The sequence below is a fragment of the Burkholderia sp. Bp8994 genome (assembly GCF_003853805.1).
Classification (GTDB): Bacteria; Pseudomonadota; Gammaproteobacteria; order Burkholderiales; family Burkholderiaceae; genus Burkholderia.
The window spans coordinates 31,169-53,026 of sequence record NZ_QTQH01000014.1; the positions used below are offsets into that span (position 1 = coordinate 31,169).

Genomic DNA, 21,858 nt, shown 5'->3' on the forward strand with positions numbered 1-21,858 from the left:
TTCGCGGTCCGCAAAACCTGGCCGTTCGGACGAGGTTCATCGCGACGGCCCTTTTGCTATCCTTGGTGCTCCTGTGCGCCCGGCCCGTCCGGTGCGAGGCTCCGACACCCGCTTCATGCTCCATCTCTTCTATTCGAACCGTCACGAGACGCTGGCCGACGCGCTGCTCGACGACCTGGCCGCGTTCCCGGCCCGCAACGGCCCGTGGGCGCCGCAGCAGGTCATCGTGCCGAGCGCGGCGCTGCGCCGCCGTCTGGAACTCGACATCGCCGCGCGCCACGGCGTGTGCGCGAACGTCGAGTTCACGTATCTCGCGCAATGGCTGTGGGCACAGATCGGCCGCGTGCTGACGGTGCCGGCACGCTCGCCGTTCGCACCCGATCGCCTCGTGTGGCGCTGCTACCGGCTGTTCGCGCAGGGCGCGGGCGGCGCGCCGTGGCTCGCGTCGCCGCGGCTGGCCGCGTATCTGTCCGCGTCCGACGATGCAATGCGCTACGAGCTCGCGCAGCGCGTCGCGGCCGTGCTCGATCATTACCTGACTTACCGGCCCGAATGGCTGGCCGCATGGCAGGCCGGCGAATCGGTGCTCGCGGGCGACGCCGCGCCGCGCGGGATCAGCGACGCCGCACGCGACGACGAGCGCTGGCAAGCCGCATTGTGGCGCGCGCTGCTCGCGGAGCTGAGCGACAGCGGCACGCCGCCCGCGCATCGCTTCCTGGTGGAGGCGCGCAACCTCGATCCCGAAACCGTCCCGCGTGCCGACTGGCCGGAATCGGTCAGCGTGTTCGCGCTGCCGACGATGCCGCCGCTGCACGTCGCGCTGCTGCGCGAGCTGTCGCGCTGGATCGACGTGCGCGTCTATGCGCTCAACCCGTGCCGCGAATTCTGGTTCGACATCGTCACCGCCGCGCATGCCGAGGCGCTCGACGCGGCCGGCCGGCTCGACTACCAGGAAGTCGGCCATCCGCTGCTCGCCGAGTGGGGCCGGCAGACGCAGGCGCAGCTACACATGTTGCACGAACTGACTGAAAGCGCCGCGTCGGGCGATGCGTCGCGTTTCGTCGGGAATCCCGCGCCGACCTGGCTTGCGCGCGTACAGAACGCGATCCTCGACCTGCAGCCGGAGGCCGCGCTCGGCGAAGCGCCGGTCGAGCGCGGGATCGAGGTGCACGTGTGCCACAGCCTCGCGCGCCAGCTCGAGGTGCTGCACGACCGCCTGCTCGCGTGGTTCGATGCGGACGCGACGCTGCAGCCGTCCGACGTGCTGGTGGCGGTCGCGGATCTCGCGGCGGCCGGGCCGCTGATCGATGCCGTGTTCGGCACGGCGGGCGCCGGCGGCGCGCGCGTGCCTTACCGGATCACCGGCCTGCCGCCATCGCAGGCGAACCCGGTCGCGCGCGTGCTGCTCGAATGGCTCGCGTTGCCGGAACGGCAGGTCGGCGCGCCGGAGCTGGTCGAATGGCTGCGCGTCGACGCGGTGGCGGCCCGTTACGGCATCGACGCGGCCGCGCTCGAGACGGTGCAGACCTGGCTCGCGGCCGCCGGCGCGCGGCGCGGGCTGTCGCCGACGGCGAGCGACGATGCGGCGGTGCCGGCGCCGCGCCATACGTTTTCCGATGCGCTCGCGCGGCTGTTCCTCGGCTATGCGATGCCCGAAGGCGCGGCACCGGTCGGCGCGTGGCTGCCGATCGAGGCGGCAACCGGCAGCGAGGCCGAACTGCTCGGCCGGCTCGCGCGCTTCACGGACGATCTCGACGGCTTCTCGCGACGGCTTGCCGACGCACACACGCCGCGCGCATGGAGCGAACTGTTCGCCGACACGCTCGCACGGTTCTTCGACTCCGGCGCCGCGTATGCCGATGCGCTCTCGGGCGTGCGCGACGCGCTCGACGCGATGCTCGCCGCGATGACGGAAGGTGCGCCCGACGAGGCGTTGCCCGCGGCCGTCGTGCGCGCGGGGCTGGCCGCCGCGCTCGACGATCCGGCGCGCGGCGGGGTGCCGTGGGGCGGCGTCACGTTCTCGTCGCTGACGAGCTTGCGCGGGCTGCCGTACCGCGTCGTGTGCCTGCTCGGGATGGACGACGGCGTGCTGCCGAGCCTCGCCCGCGCGGACGAGTTCGACCTGATGGCCGTGTTGCCGAAGCTCGGCGACCGGCAGCGCCGCGACGACGAGCGCAACCTGTTCCTCGACCTGCTGCTCGCCGCGCGCGACCGGCTGCTGATTGCCTATACGGGGCGCAGCATTCGCGACAACGCGCCGTTGCCGCCCGCGGCGCTCGTCGACGAACTGCTCGACCATCTCGCGCTCGTCACGGCCGGCGACGACGCCGCGCCGGACGCGGTCGATGCCGCGCGGCGCGCGTTCATCGTCGAACATCCGCTGCAACCGTTCGCGGCCGAGTATTTCCGGCCCGGCAGCGAACTGGCTTCGTACGACGCCGAGCGCGCGACACTCGCGTCGCTGCTGGCAGCCGAAGCCGCGCGCGACGCGACGCGCGAGCAGCCGTTTTTCGCGCAGCCGCTGCCGGCCGAGCCGGTCGAGCCCGTCGCGTTCAGCGAATTCGAACGTTTCTGGCGGCATCCGGCCCGCGCGCTGCTGCGTGCGCGGCTCGGCATCGTGCTGTCCGACGCGCAGGCCGAACTGCTCGACACGGAGCCGTTCGCACTCGACTTCGCGGGCAGCGACGCGCTCGCCGAGCGCGTGCTGCCGCTGTTGATCGAATCGGACGAAGGGGGCGTGCACGATCATGCGCTGCGCATCGCGGACGCCAGCCCGGAACTGCCGGGCGGCGCGACGGGCGCGGTGTGGCGCGACCAGGCGCTCGGCTCGATGACGCAGCTTGCGTCGAACGTGCGGCGTGCGCTGGCCGACGGCATGGAACGGCGGCCGTTCGCGCTCGCGATCGCGCCCGCATGGCCCGACACCGACCAGGCGCTGTTCGGCGCCGACGACGCGATGCTGTCGCGCGATGCGGTGAGTGCACCGCTCGAGCTGCACGGCACGCTGAACCGGCTGACGCCGGCCGGCCAGATCATCTATCGCTATGCACGGCCGAGCGCGCGCGACTACCTGTCCGCGTGGCTCGCGCATCTCGTCTATTGCGCGGTGGATCCCGGCGGTCCGCGCCGCACGCTGTGGTTCGGCAGCGGCGGCGCCTTCGAGCTCACGCCGGTCGCGGCGCCGCTCGAGCGCCTCGCGCCGCTGGCCGCGCTGTTTCGCGCGGGGCGGCGCATGCCGCTGCGCTTCTTCCCGCGCAGCGCATGGGCGTGCGTGTCCGACGGCGAGGCGAAGGCCGCGAGCGTATGGATCAACGAGCGGGTGGTGAGCGAAGCCGACGATCCGGCCATCGCGATCGCATGGCGCGGCGCGCATCCATCGCTCGACGAGCCGTTCGGCACGCTCGCGCGGCTCGTGTTCGAGCCGATGCTGGAACACCTGAAGGAGGTCGCATGAGCGCCGCATCCCAGCCGCAGGCGGCGCTCGAGCTCGACGTGTTCGCGTGCCCGCTCGACGGCGTCAACCAGATCGAGGCGTCGGCCGGTACCGGCAAGACCTGGAACATTTGCGCGCTTTACGTGCGCCTGTTGCTGGAGAAGGATCTCGGCGCGGACGAAATCCTCGTCGTGACCTTCACGAAGGCGGCGACGGCCGAATTGCACGAACGGATCCGCGGCCGGCTGGCGCAGCTCGCCCATGTGCTCGATACCGGTGACGACGGCGGCGACCCGTTCGTCGCGCGCCTGCTCGAGACGACGCTCGGCGCAGCCGGCGCGCTCGACCCCGAGACTGCCGCGAAGCGGATCCGGCGTGCGCTGCGCGCATTCGACCAGGCGGCGATCCACACGATCCACGCGTTCTGCCAGCGTGCGCTGCAGGAAGCGCCGTTCGCGGCCGCGATGCCGTTCGCGTTCGACATGCAGGCCGACGACGCGGCGCTGCGCTTCGAGCTTGCGGCCGACTTCTGGCGCACGCGCGTCGAACCGCTGGCCGCACGCTGGCCGGGCTTCGCGACGTGGCTCGTCGATTCGGGCGCGGGCCCGGCCGCGCTCGACGCGCAGCTCGCGCGCCGGCTGAAGAAGCCGCTCGCCGCGCTGCGCTGGGACGGCGTCGACGAACCGGACGAATCGGCTGAGGCCGCTGCCGCCGAGTGCTTTGCGGAAGCCGCGCGGATGTGGGCCGCCGAGCGCGACGCGATCGACGTGTTGCTGCGCACCGCGCAGCCCGCGCTCAACCAGCGTTCGCACAAGCCCGACGCGCTCGCCGATGCGCTCGCAGCATGGTCCGCGCATTTCGCGCAGGGCAATGCCGCGGCCGCGCTGCCGAAGGCGGCGCTCAAGCTCACGCGCACCGCGCTCGTGAAGGCGACGAAAAAGGGCGGCGCAACGCCCGAGCATGCGTTCTTCGACGTCGCCGATGCGCTCGAAGCGGCGGTGGCCGCGGCCGAGGCCGCGCAGCGCGCGCGCTGGCTCGCGCTGATCGCCGACTGGCTCGACACCGCGCCGGGCGCGCTGGCCGAACGCAAGCGCACGCGCCGCGTCGTGTCGTTCGACGACCTGCTCGCGAACCTGTATCACGCGTTGCATGCGCATCCGTGGCTCGCCGAGACGCTGCGCGCGCGCTATCCGGCCGCGCTGATCGACGAATTCCAGGATACCGACCCGCTGCAGTTCGCGATCTTCGACCGGATCTTCGCGCCGGGCGGCCCACTCTTTCTCGTCGGCGATCCGAAGCAGGCCATCTACAGCTTCCGTGCGGCGGATCTGCACACGTATCTCGCCGCGCGAGCCAGCGCGAGCGCGTGCTACACGCTCGCGGTCAACCAGCGCTCGACGCCGGCGATCGTCGATGCGTGCAACCGCTTCTTCATGTCGAACCCGCGCGCGTTCGTGCTCGACGGGCTCGACTATTACGCGGTGCGAGCCGGCACGCGCGTGCGTGCACCGTTCGTCGACGGCACCGATCCAGGCCCGGCCGGCGATTTCCGGATCTGGGCGCTGCCGGGCGGCGACGGCACGCTGCTCAAGCGCGACGCACAGGCACAGGCCGCGCAGGCGTGCGCGGCCGAGATTGCCCGGCTGATGCGCGGCGCGCGCGAAGGGCACGTGCGGCTCGGGCGTACGCCGCTGTCGCCGGGCGACGTCGCGGTGCTGGTGCAGACGCACCGGCAGGGCAGCCTCGTGAAGCGCATGCTCGCGACGTGGGGCATCGGCAGCGTCGAGCTCGCGCAGGCGTCGGTGTTTTCGACCGGCGACGCGGAGCAGCTCGAGCGCGTGCTGGCGGCGATCGATGCGCCGGGCGACCTGCGGCGCCTGCGCGCGGCGCTGGCGGCCGACTGGTTCGGCCTCGATGCGGGTGCGCTGTGGCGAATGGAGCAGGGCGACGGCGACGCGTCGCGCGAAGCTGGCGACAGTGCGGACGCGATGAGCTGGGTCGAGCGCTTCTCGCGCTATCGGCTGCTGTGGCGCGAACGCGGCTTCGCGGTGATGTGGCGCACGTTCACGCGCGAGTTGCGGATCGCCGAGCGGCTGATGGCCGGCGCGGACGGCGAACGCCGCGTGACCGACATCAACCATCTGGCCGAGCTGACGCAGGCGCGCGCGTCCGCGCAGCCGGGCATCGCGCCGACGCTGCGCTGGCTCGCCGCGCAACGGCTCGACGGCGGCGGCGAGGAAGCCCAGTTGCGTCTCGAATCCGATCGCAACCTCGTGCAGATCGTGACCGTGCACAAGTCGAAGGGCCTCGAATACGCGGTCGTGTTCTGTCCGTTCCTGAACGACGGCGGGCTGCGCGAGCCGCCCGCGTCGGCGCTGCCCGACGCCCGCGAGTATCACGACGACGCGGGCGACGCCGTGCTGCATTACGGGTGCGACGACGAAGCCGCCGAGCATGCCGCACGCCAGGCGCTGCGCGAACAGGCGGCCGAACGCGCGCGGCTCGTCTACGTGGCGCTCACGCGCGCGGTCTATCGGTGCTATCTCGTCGCCGGGCCTTATCTGTCGTCGCGCTCGACCCGCGAGGCGAGGCGCAGCGTGCTGAACTGGCTCGTGGCCGGCGCCGGCCAGTCGTTCGACGCGTGGCTCGACGAGCCGCCCGACGAAGCGGCGCTCGACGCGGCGTGGCAAGCACTCGCGAGCGGGCCCGTGAGCGTTGCACCGTTGCCGGTGCCGGCGCGTCGCGAGCGGCTCGCGGCCGGGCACGATGCATCGCAGACGCTCGCGGCACGTCATGCGACGCGCGTGTTGCGCGACGCGTGGCGGATGGCGAGCTTCAGTTCGCTGACCGCGTCGATGGCACGCGAGGAAGCAGGCGTCGCGCTCGTGCCGGACGACGAGCTGCGGCCCGATCACGATGCGCTTGCCGCCGTGGCGCCGGACGGCGCGTTCGTCGTGGCCGACACGGCTGCGGTCGAGCCGCCGGACGATGACATCCTCGTGTTTCCGCGCGGTGCGGCAGCGGGCGAATGCCTGCACCGCCTGTTCGAACTCAGCCGGTTCACCGAGCCCGATTCGTGGCACCGGGCGGCGCTCGGCGCGCTGCACGACCGGCCGGTCGAGGCCGAGCCCGAACTCGCGACGCGCCTGCCGGCGATGATGGCGCGGCTCGTCGGCGACGTCGTGCGCACGGAGCTCGTGCCGGGCATGCGGCTTGCGGATCTCGATCCCGCCAGGCGGCTCGACGAAATGGGTTTTCTGTTCCCGGCGCCGTCGCTCGAGCTGGGCGCGCTGCGCCGGTTGCTGGTCGCGCACGGCTATCCGGACGTTGCGCTGGACGCGGGCATGCTCGCCGGTTTCATCAAGGGTTTCATCGACATGATCGTCGAACACGACGGCCGCTTCTGGATCGTCGACTGGAAGTCGAACCACCTCGGCAATACGCCGGATGCCTATGGTCCGCGCGCGCTCGACGTCGCGATGGCCGATCACGCGTATCACCTGCAGGCACTGCTCTATACGGTCGCGCTGCATCGCTATCTGCGCGGGCGGCTGCCCGACTACGACTACGACACGCACATGGCGGGCTACCTGTACCTGTTCGTGCGCGGCGTGCGGCCCGGCTGGCGCAGCGGCGGCGAACCGGCCGGCGTGCATGCGCGGCGGCCCGCGCGCGAACTCGTCGATGCGCTCGACCGGATGATGGAAGGGGGCCGCGCATGAACGTCACCGACGATACGCTCGAATTCACCGGTGGCCTCGTCGCGCGCCTGCCCGAGCCCGCGGATTTCGGCATCGCGCTCGCGGAAGGGTTCGCGCGGCGCATCGGCGACCTGTCGCGCCGCGCGGGTGCGCCGGCCGCGGCCGCGCGCTGGGCGGCACGCGCCGCGTTCGCGACGAGCCGGGCGACCGCGGGCGGTCACGTGTGCGTGTCGCTCGGCGCGCTCGCGCAGCGCTACGAGGAACCGGTCGACGACGTGCGCGCCGCGCTTGCCGCGAGCGGCGTGGTGGCGTTCGGCACGCTCGCGCGCGGCGACGAGCGGCCGCTGATCGTCGACCGGCTCGACCATCTGTATCTGTCGCGCTATTTCGACTACGAACGTCGGCTCGCCGATGCGCTCGTCGCGCAGGCCGGCATCGCCGCGCCGGGCGACGCGCTGTCGCCGGACCGGTTGCGCGACAGTCTCGCGCGTTACTTCGGGCCCGCGACGGGCGACGTGGACTGGCAGCGCGTCGCGGCGATCGTTGCGCTGACGGGACGCGTGACGATCGTCAGCGGCGGCCCCGGCACCGGCAAGACGACGACCGTCGTCGGCGTGCTGGCGTGCCTGCTCGACGCGCATCCGGGCTTGCGCATCGCGCTGGCGGCACCGACCGGCAAGGCCGCGCAGCGGATGCAGGAAGCGCTGCACGGGCGGGCGGGCGACCTGCCGCCGGAACTTGCCGCGCGCCTGCCGGACACGTCCTACACGCTGCACCGCCTGCTGGGTGGCGGCGGCGCGGCGGGCTTCCGCCATCATCGCGACAATCCGTTGCCGTACGACCTGATCGTGGTCGACGAGGCGTCGATGATCGACGTCGCGCTCGCCGCGCATCTGCTCGATGCGCTCGCGCCCGGCGCACGGCTCGTGTTGCTCGGCGACAAGGACCAGCTTGCCGCGGTCGAAGCAGGCGCCGTGTTCGCCGAACTCAGCGCCCGGCCGACGTTTACCGCCACGGCGCGCACGCGCATCGCGGACGCGCTCGGGGTCGACGAGGCGGCGTTCGTCGCGGCGTTGCCGGTGCCGGACGGCGAGGCGGCGGGGGCGGCCGGGGCGGTTGCCGCGCCAATTCCAGCGCCGGCATCCGTTCCGTTACCGGCTGCTCCCGCGCGCAAGGCGTCGGCGCGGCGGAACGTGGATACGCGCCAGGCGTCGCTGTTCGACGACGAGCCGCAGGCTGAAGCGGTTTCGCCGGCCGATGCCGCGCCACCCGCGGCTTCGTTGCCGCCTGCGGCGCTTGCGCCGACCGACACCGATCGCACCTCGGCCGCCGTCGATCCTGCATGGATCGAGGCCGGCGAGCTCGCGTGGCTCGACGCGGTCGAGCTCACGCCGTTCGATCCGGCCGCTGCGGGCGATTCGGCATGGGCGTCGACCGTTGCAACGCGCGCCGCGGACGGCGTTGCCGCCGCGTCCCCCGCACCCGCACCGCTCGCGGACTGCGTCGTGTGGCTCGAACGCAATTACCGCTTCGGTCTCGATTCGGCGATCGGCCGCCTGTCGCTCGCGATCCGTCGCGGCGACGTGCAGGGCGCGCTCGACGCGTTGCCGACGGACGAGGCCGCGGCCGCGTCGTTTCATGACGATGCGGGCGACACGCTTGCGGCGTCGACCGTCGAGCGGCTCGCGCGCCGGTTCGGCGCCTACCGCGATGCCTTGCGCGCCGCGTTGTCCGCGCCGGTGCCCGACCCGTTGCCGTTGTTCGATGCGCTCAACCGCTTCCGGATCCTGTGCGCGACGCGCACGGGCTCGCGCGGCGCCGAGCACGTCAATGCGCTGGTGGCCACGCATGTGCGGCATGCCGCACGCGTGCCGCTCGCGGTCGGCGCACACTGGTTCACCGGGCGGCCGATCATGGTGACGCGCAACGACTATGCGCTCGGGCTGTTCAACGGTGACATCGGCATCGCGCTGCCGGACGCGCACGGCGTGCTGCGCGTGTGGTTCCGCCGCGCGGACGGCTCCGCGCGCGCCGTGTCGCCTGCAGCGCTGCCGCCGCACGAAACGGCGTTCGCGCTGACCGTCCACAAATCGCAAGGCTCCGAATTCGACGAGGCCGCGCTCGTGCTGCCGGCGTCGTTCAGCCGCGTGCTCACGCGCGAACTCGTCTATACGGCCGTCACGCGCGCGCGTACGCGCGTGCAGGTGATCGGCCCGCGGCGTGTGCTGGCGCAGGCGGTCGCGACGCGCACGCAACGCGATTCGGGCCTCGCGGCCCGCGTCGACGAGGCACTCGCGCGGCGCCGCAAGGAGACGACGCGATGATGATCCGCTATACGCTCGATCCGGCCGAAGTCGAATGGACCGCCGTGCGCGCGCAGGGCGCGGGCGGCCAGAACGTCAACAAGGTATCGAGCGCGATTCACCTGCGCTTCGACATCCGCGCGTCGTCGCTGCCGCCCGTCATCAAGGAGCGGCTGCTCGCGCTGTCCGACCAGCGCATCACGCGCGACGGCATCGTCGTGATCAAGTCGCAGGAATACCGCACCCAGGAGAAAAACCGCGAGGCAGCGCTCGCGCGGCTCGATGCATTGATCGGCAGCGTCGCGCTCACGCCGCGCGCGCGTGTGGCGACACGGCCGACGCGTGCATCGAAGGAGCGGCGGCTCGAACACAAGTCGCGCCGCAGCGTGGTGAAATCCGGAAGAGGGAAGGTGATCGACTGACGGAAGATCGGCCCGGCCGGCATGGCGAGCGCCGCCGCGCCCGTCAGCGCATCACGGTGCCCGCGCTGTCGAGCACGAAGTCGACGCAGAACACGACGAGGCGGCTTTGCGCGCGAATCGCGACGGCCGCCGTGTAGCAGTCGCGGCCTTCGGTCAGCGAGAAGTGCGGGCCCATCAGCGCGACGCGCCCCGGCGCCGCGATCGCTCGCTGGAAGTACGGGCGCCGCGACCAGTTGCTGTGCGTCTCCGGGAACAGCGGTGCGAGCCGCGTGCCGCTCGCCTGGCCATCCTCGGGGCGCGCGCCGATCGACGGCAGGAACTGTTCGCCGATCTCGTCCGTGACGAACACGCGGCGCGCGGCCGGCACCGCGAATACGCGCTGCGCGGCGTCCTGCAGGTTGCCGCTCGCGGAAAAGGCAGCCGCGCCGGTGAGCACGAGCCGCTCGATCGCATCGAAACCCGGTTGCTCGGCGATCGCCGGCGTATGCCGGTGCGCGATGAAGCGTTGCCACGCGGCGTCGAGCATCGCGGGCGCCGCGGCGCTCGCGTGCGCGATCGACGCATCGGGCTGGCCGAACTGGAAGCCCTGGACGAAATCGATATCGGCTTCCATCAGCGTCTGCAGCGCGTCGTCGCTTTCGACACCCTCCGCGAGCACCATCGCGCCGGCCTGGTGGAGCATCGATACCAGGTGATGCATGATGCGGCGATCGTCGGCCGACGCGTTCGCGCGCTCGACGAGCGAGCGATCGAGCTTGACGATATCGGGTCGCGCGCGCCACACGCGGTCGAAATTCGAGAATCCGGTGCCGAAATCGTCGATCGCGATCAGGAAGTCGCGATGCTGGATCATGTCGATCGTGCGGGCGAGCGCGGCTTCGTCGCGCGACGGCTGCTCGACGACTTCCAGCACGATGCGGTTCGGCGGCAGCGCGAAATGACGGCACAGCGCCTCGACGAATTCGCGCTGCACGAGGCCCGAATCGAGCACGCGTGGCGTCACGTTCAGGAACAGCCAGCCGTCGCCGATGCCCTGCGCGACGAAGTTGGCCGTATGCAGGCAGCGGGCGAGCCGGTCGAGCAGCAGCGCGTCGGCAGCAGCGCGCGTCTTGTCGAACAGCGCGACAGGCGAAGCCAGCGTACCGTTCTCGTCCACGACGCGCAGCAGCGCTTCATAGCCGACCACGCGCTTGTGCGTGATCGACAGCACGGGTTGGAACACGCTGCGCAGCGTCGTGTCGCGATACGTGGCGATCCAGCCGCTGGGCGTCGGTGTCAGGCGTTCGAGCAGGGAATCGAGCGAGAGGTCGCGGGCGGGCTTCATGTCAACGATGCCCTGGGGCGATCGGGGGGCGGTATCGTGCGCGCCACGCAGAAGCCGTCGCACGCGCAGGTGGACGCGAAAGAACGTGGTGCATCGTGACCGCCTTCTGCGGATGAGTGCTACGAGTGTAACGGGAATGGCGCGGCGCGCGTATCAGGGTAACTCCAGACGCAAACGCTACACCGTCGCGTGGACCGGGCTGTCAGCCCGCAAGCGCGACACGCAAGGGCCGCCGGTCGTGCACGCGGCGACAGCGCCGCGTGTGCCGCGTGCATTGCGTGCGAAGAAGGCCGGCGGATCAGGAAAACGGAAAAACGGACAAGCCATGCGGCTGCATCGGCATCAGATGCAAAACGACCTGCGCCGTCGCGCTCCGGTCCATGCGCGGCGCTCGACGAACGGTGGCCGGCGCGTCGCGGGAAACCTGCAACCGGCAGGGTGCGGGCCCTGCGCGTCGCTCAGGTCGCTTCGCCGCCGCGCGGGCCCAATCCGGGAATCCGCTTGATCACGCCGGTCGCAAGCGCGGTGCCGACGAGCACGATCGCGCAGCCTTCGATCATCACGACCGACACATGTTCGCCGAGGAACAGCGCGCCCCACAGCAGGCCGAACACCGGGATCACGAACGTCACCGTAATCGCGCGCGCCGGGCCGACATGCGCAATCAGGTAGAAGAAGATGAAATACGCGATGCCCGTGCAGGCGATGCCGAGCGCGAGCACGGCGCCCCACGCATGCGCGCTGACGGCAGCCGCGGGCCAGGTCGCGATCGCGAACGGCAGCAGCAGCACGGTCGAGCCGATCATGCTGCCGGTCGCGTTGACGAGCGGATCGACGCCGCTGAGCGTGCGCTTCGTGTAGTTGGCCGCGATGCCGTACAGCAGCGTCGCGCCGAGCGCGGCGGCGGCAGCCAGCGCGGTGGCGCTGGCGCCGGTGCTGCCGTTTGCGTTGGCGACCTGGTCCCACACGAGCGTGAGCACGCCGGCAAAGCCGATCACGAGGCCGAGTGCGCGCGGCAGCGACAGCTTGTCCTTCAGCCAGAGGTAGGCGACGAGCGCGCCCCACAGCGGCGTCGTCGCGTTGATCACCGACGTCACGCCGGCCGACAGCGTCAGTTCGGCGAACGCGAACAGGCAGAACGGGATGCCCGAGTTCAGCGCGCCGACGACGAACAACGGCCATGCGCGACGGCGCAGCTGCGCGCCGAGCTCGGCGGGCTTGAAGCGCGTCAGCGCGAAGCCGGTGAGAAACAGCGCGCCGATACCCACGCGCAGCGCCATCAGCGGCGCGACACCGAAGTCGGCGACGCCGACCCGGATGAACAGGAACGACGCGCCCCACAGGGCGGCGAGGACGGTCAGCAGAAAGGCGTTCTTGGGCGACATCGAGCGTGGCGGGCGAGGGGACGGGATGCAAAGGATCTTACACCGCGTTACCGCGCCGTCGTTTCACGATCGGATGAAACGGCAAGAAACGGCCAGAAACGGGAATGTCGCCGGTCGCCGGCCCGGGGCGACCGGCCGCGCGAGACCGGCTGCGGATGGAGCGGCGCGCTCAGTGATGGTGGTGCCAGCCGCCGCGTCCGCCGAAGCCGAAATTGAGCGACAGCGCGGGTCCCCAATAACCGCCCCATGCCGGCGCATACGCGGGCGCCGGGTAATAGTAGGCGGGGCCCGGATCGACGTACACGGGCGCCGGCTGTACCGGTGCGGCCGCGTAATAGCCGCCGGGATAATAGCCGTACGGGTAGTAGCAGCCGGCGAGCGTCGTGCACGCGAGCGCCGCGGCGGCGAGTGCGACGAGGGTCCTGTTCATGATGTCTCTCCGGCGGAGCCGGCAATCGGCAGATGCTTAAGCTTAGGCCGCGCGGCGATGACAAGATGCGCAAAACGGTAACGGATCATTTCCGGGCCGCTGCGTCGTGTTGCGGCGCCGCATACGAAAAACGGCGCTTCCGCCGCGCGGAAACGCCGTCAGGCCGGAGCTTGCCGCGCGTCGCGCGGCAGCCGGGTAAGCCGGCCGGCTTATTTGCCGACCTGGTTGCCGATGATGCCGCCGGCGGCTGCGCCGCCCAGCGTCGACAATGCGTTGCCGCCGATCGCCGCGCCCGCGACGCCGCCGACACCCGCACCGATTGCCGTATCGCGCTGGCGCCGCGTCATCGAATCGCAGGCCGACAGGCTGGCCACCGTCGTGACGAGCAGCGCGCATACCCCAAAACGCCGAATCGAAGCATTCATGATCGTTGTCCTTGCGGTAGTGAACGGAAGGTCGCATGGCCGGATTGCGGCCGCGCATGAAACCAATCTACCTGCCGTCCCACCGGGCTGCTGTAAGGACTTGTTAAGACTCCGACGGTTTCGTAATCAATTGTTTCCCTTGCGCCGGCAGGCACGACGCATGCGCGCGCACGCAAAAAAGCCCGCTCGAAAGCGGGCCTGGTGCAGTGCGCCACGATGCGGTCCGTGCGGACCGCCGCGTTCGCTGGCCGGCTTACTGACGGTGATAGATCTCGGCGCCGGTCTTCACGAACTCGACCGCCTTGACTTCCATCCCCTTCTTCAGCGCTTCGCTTTCCGACACGCCCTGTTGCGCCGCGAACTCGCGCACGTCCTGCGTGATCTTCATCGAGCAGAAGTGCGGGCCGCACATCGAGCAGAAGTGCGCGACCTTCGCGGAATCCTTCGGCAGCGTCTCGTCGTGGAATTCGCGCGCCTTGTCCGGGTCGAGGCCGATGTTGAACTGGTCTTCCCAGCGGAACTCGAAGCGCGCCTTCGACAGCGCGTTGTCGCGGACCTGCGCGCCGGGGTGACCCTTGGCGAGGTCGGCCGCGTGCGCGGCGAGCTTGTACGTGATGATCCCTTCCTTCACGTCGTCCTTGTTCGGCAGCCCGAGGTGCTCCTTCGGCGTCACGTAGCACAGCATCGCGGTGCCGAACCAGCCGATCATCGCGGCGCCGATGCCCGACGTGATGTGGTCGTAGCCCGGTGCGATGTCGGTGGTCAGCGGCCCGAGCGTGTAGAACGGCGCTTCCTTGCACCAGTCGAGCTGGAGATCCATGTTCTCCTTGATCAGCTGCATCGGCACGTGGCCGGGGCCTTCGATCATCACCTGCACGTCGTGCTTCCACGCGATCTGCGTGAGTTCGCCGAGCGTCTTCAGCTCGCCGAGCTGCGCTTCGTCGTTCGCGTCGTAGATCGAGCCGGGACGCAGGCCGTCGCCGAGCGAGAAGCTCACGTCGTACGCCTTCATGATCTCGCAGATCTCTTCGAAGTGTTCGTACAGGAAGCTTTCCTTGTGATGCGCGAGGCACCACTTCGCCATGATCGAGCCGCCGCGCGACACGATGCCCGTCATCCGGTTCGCGGTGAGCGGCACGTACTGCAGGCGCACGCCCGCGTGGATCGTGAAATAGTCGACGCCTTGCTCGGCCTGCTCGATCAGCGTGTCGCGGAAGATTTCCCAGGTCAGGTCCTCGGCCTTGCCGTTGACCTTCTCGAGCGCCTGGTAGATCGGCACCGTGCCGATCGGCACCGGGCTGTTGCGGATGATCCACTCGCGCGTTTCATGGATGTGCTTGCCGGTCGACAGGTCCATCACCGTGTCGCCGCCCCAGCGGATCGCCCACGTCATCTTGTCGACTTCCTCGCCGATCGACGACGTGACGGCCGAGTTGCCGATGTTCGCGTTGATCTTCACGAGGAAGTTGCGGCCGATGATCATCGGCTCGGATTCCGGGTGGTTGATGTTCGCGGGGATGATCGCGCGGCCGCGCGCGACTTCGTCGCGCACGAACTCGGGGGTGATCTCGGCCAGCGCGTTCGCGCCGAAGGCCGCGGCGCCGAACGCCTGGCCCGGGTGCTGGCGGCCCATCATCGCGGCGAGCTTCGCGCCGTTCGGGCCGCTCGACTTCAGGCTCTCGATGTATTCGGCGCGGCGCTGGTTCTCGCGAATCGCGATGTATTCCATTTCCGGCGTGATGATGCCTTGCCGCGCGTAGTGCATCTGCGTGACGTTCTTGCCGGCCTGCGCGCGGCGCGGGTTGCGGTGCAGGCCCGGGAAACGCAGGTCGGCGGTAGCCGGGTCGGCCGCGCGCTCGAGGCCGTACTGGCTCGACAGGCCGTCGAGCACTTCGGTGTCGCCGCGTGCCTCGATCCAGCGCTGGCGCAGCGCGGGCAGGCCCGCGCGGATGTCGATCTTCGCGTCCGGATCGGTGTAGGGGCCCGACGTGTCGTACACGTAGATCGGCGGATTCTTTTCGCCGCCGAAGCCGGTCGGCGTGTCGGCCTGCGTGATTTCACGCATCGGCACGCGGATGTCGGGCTGCGAGCCGGTTACATACACCTTTCGCGAATTGGGCAGCGGGGCAACGGCCGCGGCGTCGACGTGGGCGTCGGCAGACAGAAACTTCGGATTGGCGTTCATGCAATCTCCTGTGTGAGCGCCGGACAGGCGCTTCGGCGCTTGCCCGGAGCCCTTGACGAATGTGGGGCTCGAGCTAAGCAGGAGACGAGGCTTGGTGAGGCGGCGGATTTCGTCAGAAGGATGGCGGTGAAATCCGTACGCTTCCCTGCGCTGGCATTATCCAGATCAGGTTCAAAGGGTATTTCTCACCCGCAATGCCGGTTGTTTGACCGAACGCATTGCAGGACCCCCGCGTTAGCAGCGCACACGATACACTGGCTTGGCGGCGGTTTCAACCGGGACGGGATCGGCCGTCCCGGTGCGGCCGCAGCATGGCGGGCGGTGTGATGGCCCGTCGAAATGACGGCGCGCTTCGCCGCCGCGCGGCCCCACGGCTCGGCCGGCCGCGGCGAAGCGGTGCAACATGGCGCGCCTTCGCGCGACCTCACAAAAAAAATTTCGCAGCGGCTGTCATTTCCCGCGACGTCGTCCGTCTATTCGGCTCCTTAAACCCATGTTTTGGAGAGATGTCATGAAAAACGTACTGATCGCCACCTGTGTCGCTGCTTTCGCCACGCTTGCAACGGGCGCGTATGCGCAGAACGACGCGATGTCGCAAAACGGCTCGTCGATGTCGAAGGACGCGATGGGGCACGACGCGATGGCGAAGGACGGCGCGATGAAGAAGGACGCCATGAAGAAGCATGCGATGAAGAAGGACGCGATGAAGAAAGACGCGATGTCGCACGACGAGATGGGCAAGGCGAAGTCGGACGACAAGATGGCGCCGTCGAACTGACGGAGCCGGGCAGGGCGTGCGGCCGGCGCATGTGCTCGACGACGGCCGCCCGCGTCTCGTTTTGTCTCGACTCGACTCGTCTCGTCGACCCGTTCCGGGAGTCTTCATCATGCAAACCGTTCCCGCCACCGGGCGCGCGGTCGTCACGCCGCCCGCCCGCAAGATTCATCCCCTGTGGGTGCGCGTGAGCCACTGGCTCAACGCGCTCGCGGCGATCCTGATGGCGCTGTCCGGCTGGCGCATCTACGATGCGTCGCCGATCTATCCGCCGTTCGTGTTTCCGCACGGCATCACGCTCGGCGGCTGGCTCGGCGGCGCGCTGCAATGGCATTTCGCGGCGATGTGGCTGCTGGTCGGCAACGGGCTGTTCTACCTGACGATGTCGATCGCGACCGGGCGCCTCGCGCGCAAGATGCTGCCCGTCACGCCGGCGTCCGTGTGGCGCGACGTGCGCGCCGCGCTGCGCGGCCGGCTCGCGCACGACGATCTGAGCGTCTACAACGCGGTGCAGCGTGCCGCGTACCTGGTCGCGATCGTCGATCTGATCGTGCTGGTGCTGTCCGGGCTGACGATCTGGAAGTCGGTGCAGTTTCCGCTGCTGCGCGAACTGTTCGGCGGTTACGACAACGCGCGCGTCGTGCATTTCTGGGCGATGTCGCTGCTCGTCGCGTTCTTCGTCGTGCACGTCGCGATGGCGCTGCTGGTGCCGCGCTCGCTGCTCGCGATGCTGCGCGGGCGCTGACCCGTCAACTCCGGGTGAAGGAAATCATCATGTCGGATTCCGAATACAGGCGCGCTGATTCGCGCTGGACGCTCGACCGCAAGTCGCTCGAACTCGACGTGCGCCGCGAGCTGGAGATGCCGTCGCGGCGGCTGTTCAATCGCCGCATCCTGACGCTCGGCGGCCTGACGATGCTGACCGGCTGCACGCTGAAGGACGACGCGTCGGTCAACACGTTCCTCGAGAAGGTGTCGCGCATGAACGACCGCGTGCAGGCGTGGCTCTTCAGCGGCGAGCGGCTCGCGCCGACCTACACCGAGGCTGACATCACGCGGCCGTTCCCGTTCAACGCGTATTACGGCATCGACGACGTGCCGCACGTCGACGCATCGACGTACCGGCTCGTGCTGTCGGGCCGCGTGACGGGCAAGCGCGTGTGGACGCTCGACGAGCTGTATGCGCTGCCGCACGCGGAGCAGATCACGCGGCACATCTGCGTGGAAGGGTGGAGCGCGATCGGCCGCTGGGGCGGCACGCCGTTCGGCGCGTTTCTGGCGCGTGCCGGCGCCGATACGCACGCGAAATACGTCGGCTTCAAATGCGCGGACGACTACTACGAAAGCATCGACATGCCGACCGCGCTGCATCCGCAGACGCTGCTCGCATTCGACTACGACGGCCATCGCCTGCCGCCGGAATTCGGTTTCCCGATGAAGCTGCGGATGCCGACCAAGCTCGGCTACAAGAATCCGAAACACATCATGGAAATCTTCGTGACCGATACCTTCCCGGGCGGCTACTGGGTCGATCAGGGGTACAACTGGTTCGGCGGATCGTGATGCGGCGGCGCGCGAACGCGTGCTGCCTGCGTCGCGGCGTGTCACACGGATTCGCGCACCTGCAGGTCGACGCGCAGGCCGACCGCCGCCGCCATGTTCACGAGCGCGTCGAGCCCGAACAGGTTGATCTTGCCGCGCAGCAGATCGGACACGCGCGGCTGCGTGACGCCCAGCCGTTGCGCGGCCTGCGCCTGGCTGAGCTCGAGCTGCGCGATGCGCTGCTTGAGCGCGATCATCAGCTCGGAGCGCAGCTTCATGTTCTCGGCTTCGGCCGGCCGGCCTTCGAGTGCGTCCCAGACGCTCGCATGACGTTCGTTGCTCATCGTTTCCTCTCCATCATCAGCGCCCGGTAGCGTCGGGCCGCCAGGTCGATATCGGTCTTGCAGGTGCGTGCCGACTGCTTGCGGAAGCAATGCAGCACGTAGATCGCGTCGGCGAAGGTCGCGACGTAGACGATCCGGAACGCACCGCTCGCATCGCGCAGGCGAATTTCCCGCACGCCCGGGCCGACGGTGCGCATCGGCTTCCAGTCGTCGGGCGCGAGGCCACGCTGAACCTGGTCGATCTGGTGGCCGGCTTCGCGGCGCGCGAGAAGCGGAAAGCCGCGCAGGTCGTCGAGTGCGGTGCCGACGAACACGACGGGCTTCGGCGCAAGAATGGTGGAATTATACAAAATTTTGTATGGGTGGTGTGCGGGTCGAAAGGGCGAATGTCGGCGGCCGGATGCGCCTGCCGACCGTCGCCGATCATCACCATAAGCGCGAAGCGACCGCTGAAGCGCATGACTGGCCATCAGGCCGATGGAGCGATCGCTGCTGCAGGACGGGATGCCGGGCGGCCCGCGCGACGCCCGCGCCGCGCGTATCCGGCCCCCGCTCCGGTTGGTCCGGATGCCGAAAAATGTCGCGCCGAAACGTCAGTCGATAAGCTTTCAGACTGGTCTGATGATGCTTTCGAATCCTTGATGCCATAATGCCGAGCGTGCGCAGCCGAAGCGGCTCGCGCCCGCTTTTCGACCCTCTGCCGCCGCTTGCCGGTTCTTATTCGTCGCCGTTCGCACTGCCATGTCGTTCCGCACGTCCGTCTCCGCCTTCCCGGTCCAGTCAGGGCCGTTTGCCGGTCTCTCCGGCGTCTTTCAGCGGAGCACGCGACACGTCGTGCGGGCGGGCTGAACGATGACCCCGCTCGACCGCCTCCTCGATTTCCTCGCCCGCCTGCCGATCCGGATCCGCCTGCCGCAAAGCCGCGGCGGCCGCGTCGCGCTCGCCCTCGTCTTCATCTATTTCGTCTGGGGTTCGACCTACAGCGGCCTGCATTTCGCGCTGCAGTCGTTCCCGCCGCTGCTGCTGTCGGGGCTGCGCAACCTGCTCGGCGGGATCGGCCTGTTCATCTTCGCGCTGCGGCGCAAGCCCGAATGGCCGACGCTGCTCGAAATCCGCAACTCGGCGATCGTCGGCACGATGCTGGTCGCGCTGTCGTCGGGCACGATCGCGCTCGGGATGCGCACGGTCAGCAGCGGCTCGGCCGCGGTGATGGTCGCGACGGTGCCGCTGTTCGCGACCGTGATCGCGGCGGTCGCCGGGCGCGCGGTGACGAAGGGCGAGTGGGCGGCCGTCGCGCTCGGGATGGTCGGCATCGTCGTGCTGAATTCGGGCGGCGCGGCCGCCGCGAACTCGGCGCTCGGCACGATCTGCGTGCTGGCCGGCGCGCTGTTCTGGGCGGGCGGCGCGCATCTCGCGACGCGGCTCAAGCTGCCGTCCGACCTGTTCCTGTCGACGTCGCTGCAGATCGGCCTGGGCGGGTTGATGTCCACGATCGGGGCGTGGCTGATGGGCGAGCGCATCGAGCAGGTCGCGGTCGCGCCGGTGTTCGCGTTCGTGTACCTGATGGTGTTCTGCACGATGGCCGCGTACGTCGCGTACGGCTACCTGATTCGCCACACGAGCCCGATCATCGCGAGCAGCTGCATGTACGTGAACCCGATCGTCGCGGTCGCGCTCGGCGCGCTGATGCTCGGCGAGCCCGTGACGACGGCAACCGTGGTCGCCACCGTCGCGATCCTCGGCAGCGTCGGGCTGTCGTTCCTGTTCGATCCCGCGCGCCGGCCCGCGGTGCGCGCGGCGGCCGATGCCGCGCCGGGCGTGGTGACCGTGGCGACCGCGGCAACCGTCGCCGCCGAACCGACGGCGGATGCGGCGTCAGTACCGGCTCAGGCGGCGATGCCGGAGCCGGCACCGATCCTCGCGCCTTCCGCGGTACCGCTTGCGGTGCCCGCACCGGCCGCCGTCGTGGACCCGGCCGCGGTCATGGATCCCGCGCAGGCATTCACGCCGCCGCCGGCCGTCAATCCGGCCGCGTCGCGGGCCGACGCATGACGCCGGCGCGCAGGGCGGCGTTCAGTCGCGACGTGCGCCGCGATGGTGGGACCAGCCGGCGAGTGCGGTAAACAGCAGGCCGGCCGCGCACATGCCGATCCAGCCAAAGGCGTGCCACGCCGCGACGCCGGCCGACGAGCCGAGCGCGCCGCCGATGAAGTAGCACACCATGTACACGGTGTTCACGCGGCTGCGCGCCTCGGGCTTCAGCGCGTAGATGCGCGACTGGTTCGAGATCTGCGCGGCCTGCACGCCGACATCCAGCACGATCACGCCGATCACGAGCCCGACGAGGCTCGTTCCCGACAGCGCAAAAATCACGAACGACGCCGCGAGCAGCGCGATCGCGAGCGAGATGATCGCGCGCGGGCCGCGCGTGTCCGCGAAACGGCCCGCGTACGGTGCAGCCAGCGCACCGGCCGCGCCGACGATGCCGAACAGCCCTGCGGCCTGCGGGCCGAGGTGGAACGGCGCACCGGCGAGCAGTAGCGTGAGCACCGGCCAGAACGCGCTGAACGCGGCGAACAGCGCGGCGCCCGTCAGCGACGCCTCGCGCAGCCCGCGCAGTTCGACCGCCAGGTGCCACATCGAGCCGAGCAGCTTGCCGTACGGAAGCGTCGACGTCGGCGAGCTGCGCGGCAGCCGCAGCACGATCACCGCGGCCAGCGCGACGAGCGCCGCGACCGACGCGCCGAACACCGCCCGCCAGCCGAAATATTCGGCGACGAAGCCGGCCGCCGTGCGCGCCAGCAGGATGCCGAGCAGCAGGCCGCTCATCACGGTGCCGACCGCATGCCCGCGCTCGGCCGGCGGCGCGATCTCGGCCGCGAACGGCACGGCCTGCTGCGCGATCGTCGCGAGCACGCCGATCGCAAGGCTCGCCACGGCCAGCACCGCCAGCGACGGCGCGGCCGCGGCCACGATCAGCGCGATCGACAGGCCCGCGATCTGCATCAGGATCAGCCCGCGGCGATCGAAGCGGTCGCCGAGCGGCGCGAGCAGGAACATCCCGGCCGCATAGCCGAGCTGCGTCGCGGTCGGCACCGCGCCGATCCATGACGCGCCGTCCGGGAAGGCCGAGCGGAAGCTGTCGAGCAGCGGCTGGTTGTAGTAGATGTTCGCGACCGACACGCCAGCGATCGTCGCGAGCAGCAACAGCAGGCTGCGCGAGTAGTGGGGCGAGGCGGCGTCGGTCGGACGGTCGGTGGAGGCGGCGGACATGGCGGCAACGGAACGGAGTTGGGCGGCGTGGCGCGCGGCGCGGCGTCGGTGGCGCAGGCGGCCGGGCGCCGAGCGAGCGTGCCGATCATACCGGAGCACCGGGAATCGTGCCGGCGGTGCTGCGGCCCAGCGGCCCAGCGGCTCAGCGGCTCAGCGGCCCAACGGCCCAACGGCCCAACGGCTCAGCGGCTCAGCGGCTCAGCGGGCCCAGCGGGCCCAGCGGCCAGAAGCCCAGAAGCCCAGAAGCCCAGAAGCGCAGAAGCGCAGAAGCGCAGAAGCGCAGAAGCGCAGAAGCGCAGAAGCGCAGAAGCGCAGA

16 protein-coding genes and 1 riboswitch are annotated in these 21,858 nt (G+C 70.1%); of the genes, 8 read left to right on the plus strand and 8 right to left on the minus strand.

Going from position 1 to position 21,858, the window contains the following annotated elements; translation table 11 throughout:
- Positions 1 to 115: 115 nt before the first annotated feature.
- From recC to arfB, 4 genes are read left to right on the plus strand one after another with little or no spacing between them, the layout of a single operon-like run.
- Positions 116 to 3,454: an exodeoxyribonuclease V subunit gamma gene (gene recC / locus DIE04_RS16845; RefSeq protein WP_124487528.1), complete on the plus strand. Its 3,339-nt coding sequence runs from the start codon at positions 116 to 118 to the stop codon at positions 3,452 to 3,454.
- Positions 3,451 to 7,155 carry an exodeoxyribonuclease V subunit beta gene (recB, locus tag DIE04_RS16850; RefSeq protein WP_124487529.1) on the plus strand — a complete coding sequence of 1,235 codons (3,705 nt, stop codon included), beginning with the start codon at positions 3,451 to 3,453 and terminating at the stop codon, positions 7,153 to 7,155. The genes recC and recB overlap by 4 nt, the downstream gene beginning before the upstream one ends.
- On the plus strand, positions 7,152 to 9,458 hold the full coding sequence (locus tag DIE04_RS16855) for an AAA family ATPase (RefSeq protein ID WP_124487530.1): 2,307 nt from the start codon (positions 7,152 to 7,154) through the stop codon (positions 9,456 to 9,458). The genes recB and DIE04_RS16855 overlap by 4 nt, the downstream gene beginning before the upstream one ends.
- Positions 9,455 to 9,859 carry an alternative ribosome rescue aminoacyl-tRNA hydrolase ArfB gene (gene arfB, locus DIE04_RS16860; protein ID WP_124487531.1) on the plus strand — a complete coding sequence of 135 codons (405 nt, stop codon included), beginning with the start codon at positions 9,455 to 9,457 and terminating at the stop codon, positions 9,857 to 9,859. Before DIE04_RS16855 ends, arfB begins: the two co-directional genes overlap by 4 nt.
- A 43-nt stretch (positions 9,860 to 9,902) precedes the next feature.
- Here the strand turns inward: arfB and DIE04_RS16865 are convergent, their stop codons facing one another.
- From DIE04_RS16865 to thiC, 5 genes are all read right to left on the minus strand, one after another.
- Positions 9,903 to 11,183, minus strand: coding sequence for an EAL domain-containing protein (locus tag DIE04_RS16865; RefSeq protein WP_124487532.1), 1,281 nt, complete (start codon positions 11,181 to 11,183; stop codon positions 9,903 to 9,905).
- Between the two features lie 458 nt (positions 11,184 to 11,641).
- Positions 11,642 to 12,568, minus strand: a complete 927-nt coding sequence (locus DIE04_RS16875) for a DMT family transporter (RefSeq protein WP_124487533.1) — start codon at positions 12,566 to 12,568, stop codon at positions 11,642 to 11,644.
- 169 nt (positions 12,569 to 12,737) lie between these two features.
- Complete coding sequence (locus DIE04_RS16880) at positions 12,738 to 12,998, minus strand: hypothetical protein (RefSeq protein WP_044848012.1); 261 nt, start codon at positions 12,996 to 12,998, stop codon at positions 12,738 to 12,740.
- Between the two features lie 209 nt (positions 12,999 to 13,207).
- The gene (locus DIE04_RS16885) at positions 13,208 to 13,423 is read right to left on the minus strand and encodes a glycine zipper 2TM domain-containing protein (RefSeq protein WP_044848011.1); all 216 of its coding nucleotides are present in this window, start codon (positions 13,421 to 13,423) and stop codon (positions 13,208 to 13,210) included.
- 253 nt (positions 13,424 to 13,676) lie between these two features.
- Positions 13,677 to 15,608 (minus strand): phosphomethylpyrimidine synthase ThiC, encoded by a 1,932-nt coding sequence (gene thiC / locus DIE04_RS16890; protein WP_044848010.1) that lies wholly within the window; start codon positions 15,606 to 15,608, stop codon positions 13,677 to 13,679.
- Positions 15,609 to 15,732: 124 nt separating this feature from the next.
- Positions 15,733 to 15,849, minus strand: a riboswitch (TPP riboswitch).
- Positions 15,850 to 16,119: 270 nt separating this feature from the next.
- Here thiC and DIE04_RS16895 point away from each other — a divergent pair.
- The 3 genes from DIE04_RS16895 to DIE04_RS16905 all read left to right on the plus strand — a co-directional run bounded on the left by DIE04_RS16895 (position 16,120) and on the right by DIE04_RS16905 (position 17,946).
- The gene (locus DIE04_RS16895; protein ID WP_044848009.1) at positions 16,120 to 16,386 is read left to right on the plus strand and encodes a pentapeptide MXKDX repeat protein; all 267 of its coding nucleotides are present in this window, start codon (positions 16,120 to 16,122) and stop codon (positions 16,384 to 16,386) included.
- A gap of 109 nt (positions 16,387 to 16,495) precedes the next feature.
- Entirely contained in the window at positions 16,496 to 17,128 is a 633-nt protein-coding gene (locus DIE04_RS16900; protein ID WP_124487534.1) for a cytochrome b/b6 domain-containing protein, read from the plus strand.
- 29 nt (positions 17,129 to 17,157) lie between these two features.
- Positions 17,158 to 17,946: a molybdopterin-dependent oxidoreductase gene (locus DIE04_RS16905; protein ID WP_124487535.1), complete on the plus strand. Its 789-nt coding sequence runs from the start codon at positions 17,158 to 17,160 to the stop codon at positions 17,944 to 17,946.
- Between the two features lie 41 nt (positions 17,947 to 17,987).
- Here the strand turns inward: DIE04_RS16905 and DIE04_RS16910 are convergent, their stop codons facing one another.
- Positions 17,988 to 18,269 carry a helix-turn-helix domain-containing protein gene (locus tag DIE04_RS16910; protein WP_124487536.1) on the minus strand — a complete coding sequence of 94 codons (282 nt, stop codon included), beginning with the start codon at positions 18,267 to 18,269 and terminating at the stop codon, positions 17,988 to 17,990.
- Positions 18,266 to 18,619 carry a type II toxin-antitoxin system RelE/ParE family toxin gene (locus DIE04_RS16915; RefSeq protein ID WP_124487537.1) on the minus strand — a complete coding sequence of 118 codons (354 nt, stop codon included), beginning with the start codon at positions 18,617 to 18,619 and terminating at the stop codon, positions 18,266 to 18,268. The genes DIE04_RS16910 and DIE04_RS16915 overlap by 4 nt, the downstream gene beginning before the upstream one ends.
- Positions 18,620 to 19,121: 502 nt before the next feature.
- Here DIE04_RS16915 and DIE04_RS16925 point away from each other — a divergent pair.
- Positions 19,122 to 20,321, plus strand: a complete 1,200-nt coding sequence (locus DIE04_RS16925) for an EamA family transporter (protein WP_124487538.1) — start codon at positions 19,122 to 19,124, stop codon at positions 20,319 to 20,321.
- A gap of 21 nt (positions 20,322 to 20,342) precedes the next feature.
- On the opposite strand, the gene DIE04_RS16930 is transcribed toward DIE04_RS16925, so the two are convergent.
- Positions 20,343 to 21,542, minus strand: a complete 1,200-nt coding sequence (locus tag DIE04_RS16930; RefSeq protein WP_044848004.1) for an MFS transporter — start codon at positions 21,540 to 21,542, stop codon at positions 20,343 to 20,345.
- Positions 21,543 to 21,858 lie beyond the last annotated feature (316 nt).

What these genes read in the sequence shown, in the direction of transcription:
- recC (WP_124487528.1), top strand. Translation starts at nt 116, where the DNA reads ATGCTCCATCTCTTCTATTCGAACCGTCACGAGACGCTGGCCGACGCG.
- recB (WP_124487529.1), top strand. Translation starts at nt 3,451, where the DNA reads ATGAGCGCCGCATCCCAGCCGCAGGCGGCGCTCGAGCTCGACGTGTTC.
- DIE04_RS16855 (WP_124487530.1), top strand. Translation starts at nt 7,152, where the DNA reads ATGAACGTCACCGACGATACGCTCGAATTCACCGGTGGCCTCGTCGCG.
- arfB (WP_124487531.1), top strand. Translation starts at nt 9,455, where the DNA reads ATGATGATCCGCTATACGCTCGATCCGGCCGAAGTCGAATGGACCGCC.
- DIE04_RS16865 (WP_124487532.1), bottom strand. Translation starts at nt 11,183, where the DNA reads ATGAAGCCCGCCCGCGACCTCTCGCTCGATTCCCTGCTCGAACGCCTG.
- DIE04_RS16875 (WP_124487533.1), bottom strand. Translation starts at nt 12,568, where the DNA reads ATGTCGCCCAAGAACGCCTTTCTGCTGACCGTCCTCGCCGCCCTGTGG.
- DIE04_RS16880 (WP_044848012.1), bottom strand. Translation starts at nt 12,998, where the DNA reads ATGAACAGGACCCTCGTCGCACTCGCCGCCGCGGCGCTCGCGTGCACG.
- DIE04_RS16885 (WP_044848011.1), bottom strand. Translation starts at nt 13,423, where the DNA reads ATGAATGCTTCGATTCGGCGTTTTGGGGTATGCGCGCTGCTCGTCACG.
- thiC (WP_044848010.1), bottom strand. Translation starts at nt 15,608, where the DNA reads ATGAACGCCAATCCGAAGTTTCTGTCTGCCGACGCCCACGTCGACGCC.
- DIE04_RS16895 (WP_044848009.1), top strand. Translation starts at nt 16,120, where the DNA reads ATGAAAAACGTACTGATCGCCACCTGTGTCGCTGCTTTCGCCACGCTT.
- DIE04_RS16900 (WP_124487534.1), top strand. Translation starts at nt 16,496, where the DNA reads ATGCAAACCGTTCCCGCCACCGGGCGCGCGGTCGTCACGCCGCCCGCC.
- DIE04_RS16905 (WP_124487535.1), top strand. Translation starts at nt 17,158, where the DNA reads ATGTCGGATTCCGAATACAGGCGCGCTGATTCGCGCTGGACGCTCGAC.
- DIE04_RS16910 (WP_124487536.1), bottom strand. Translation starts at nt 18,269, where the DNA reads ATGAGCAACGAACGTCATGCGAGCGTCTGGGACGCACTCGAAGGCCGG.
- DIE04_RS16925 (WP_124487538.1), top strand. Translation starts at nt 19,122, where the DNA reads ATGACCCCGCTCGACCGCCTCCTCGATTTCCTCGCCCGCCTGCCGATC.
- DIE04_RS16930 (WP_044848004.1), bottom strand. Translation starts at nt 21,542, where the DNA reads ATGTCCGCCGCCTCCACCGACCGTCCGACCGACGCCGCCTCGCCCCAC.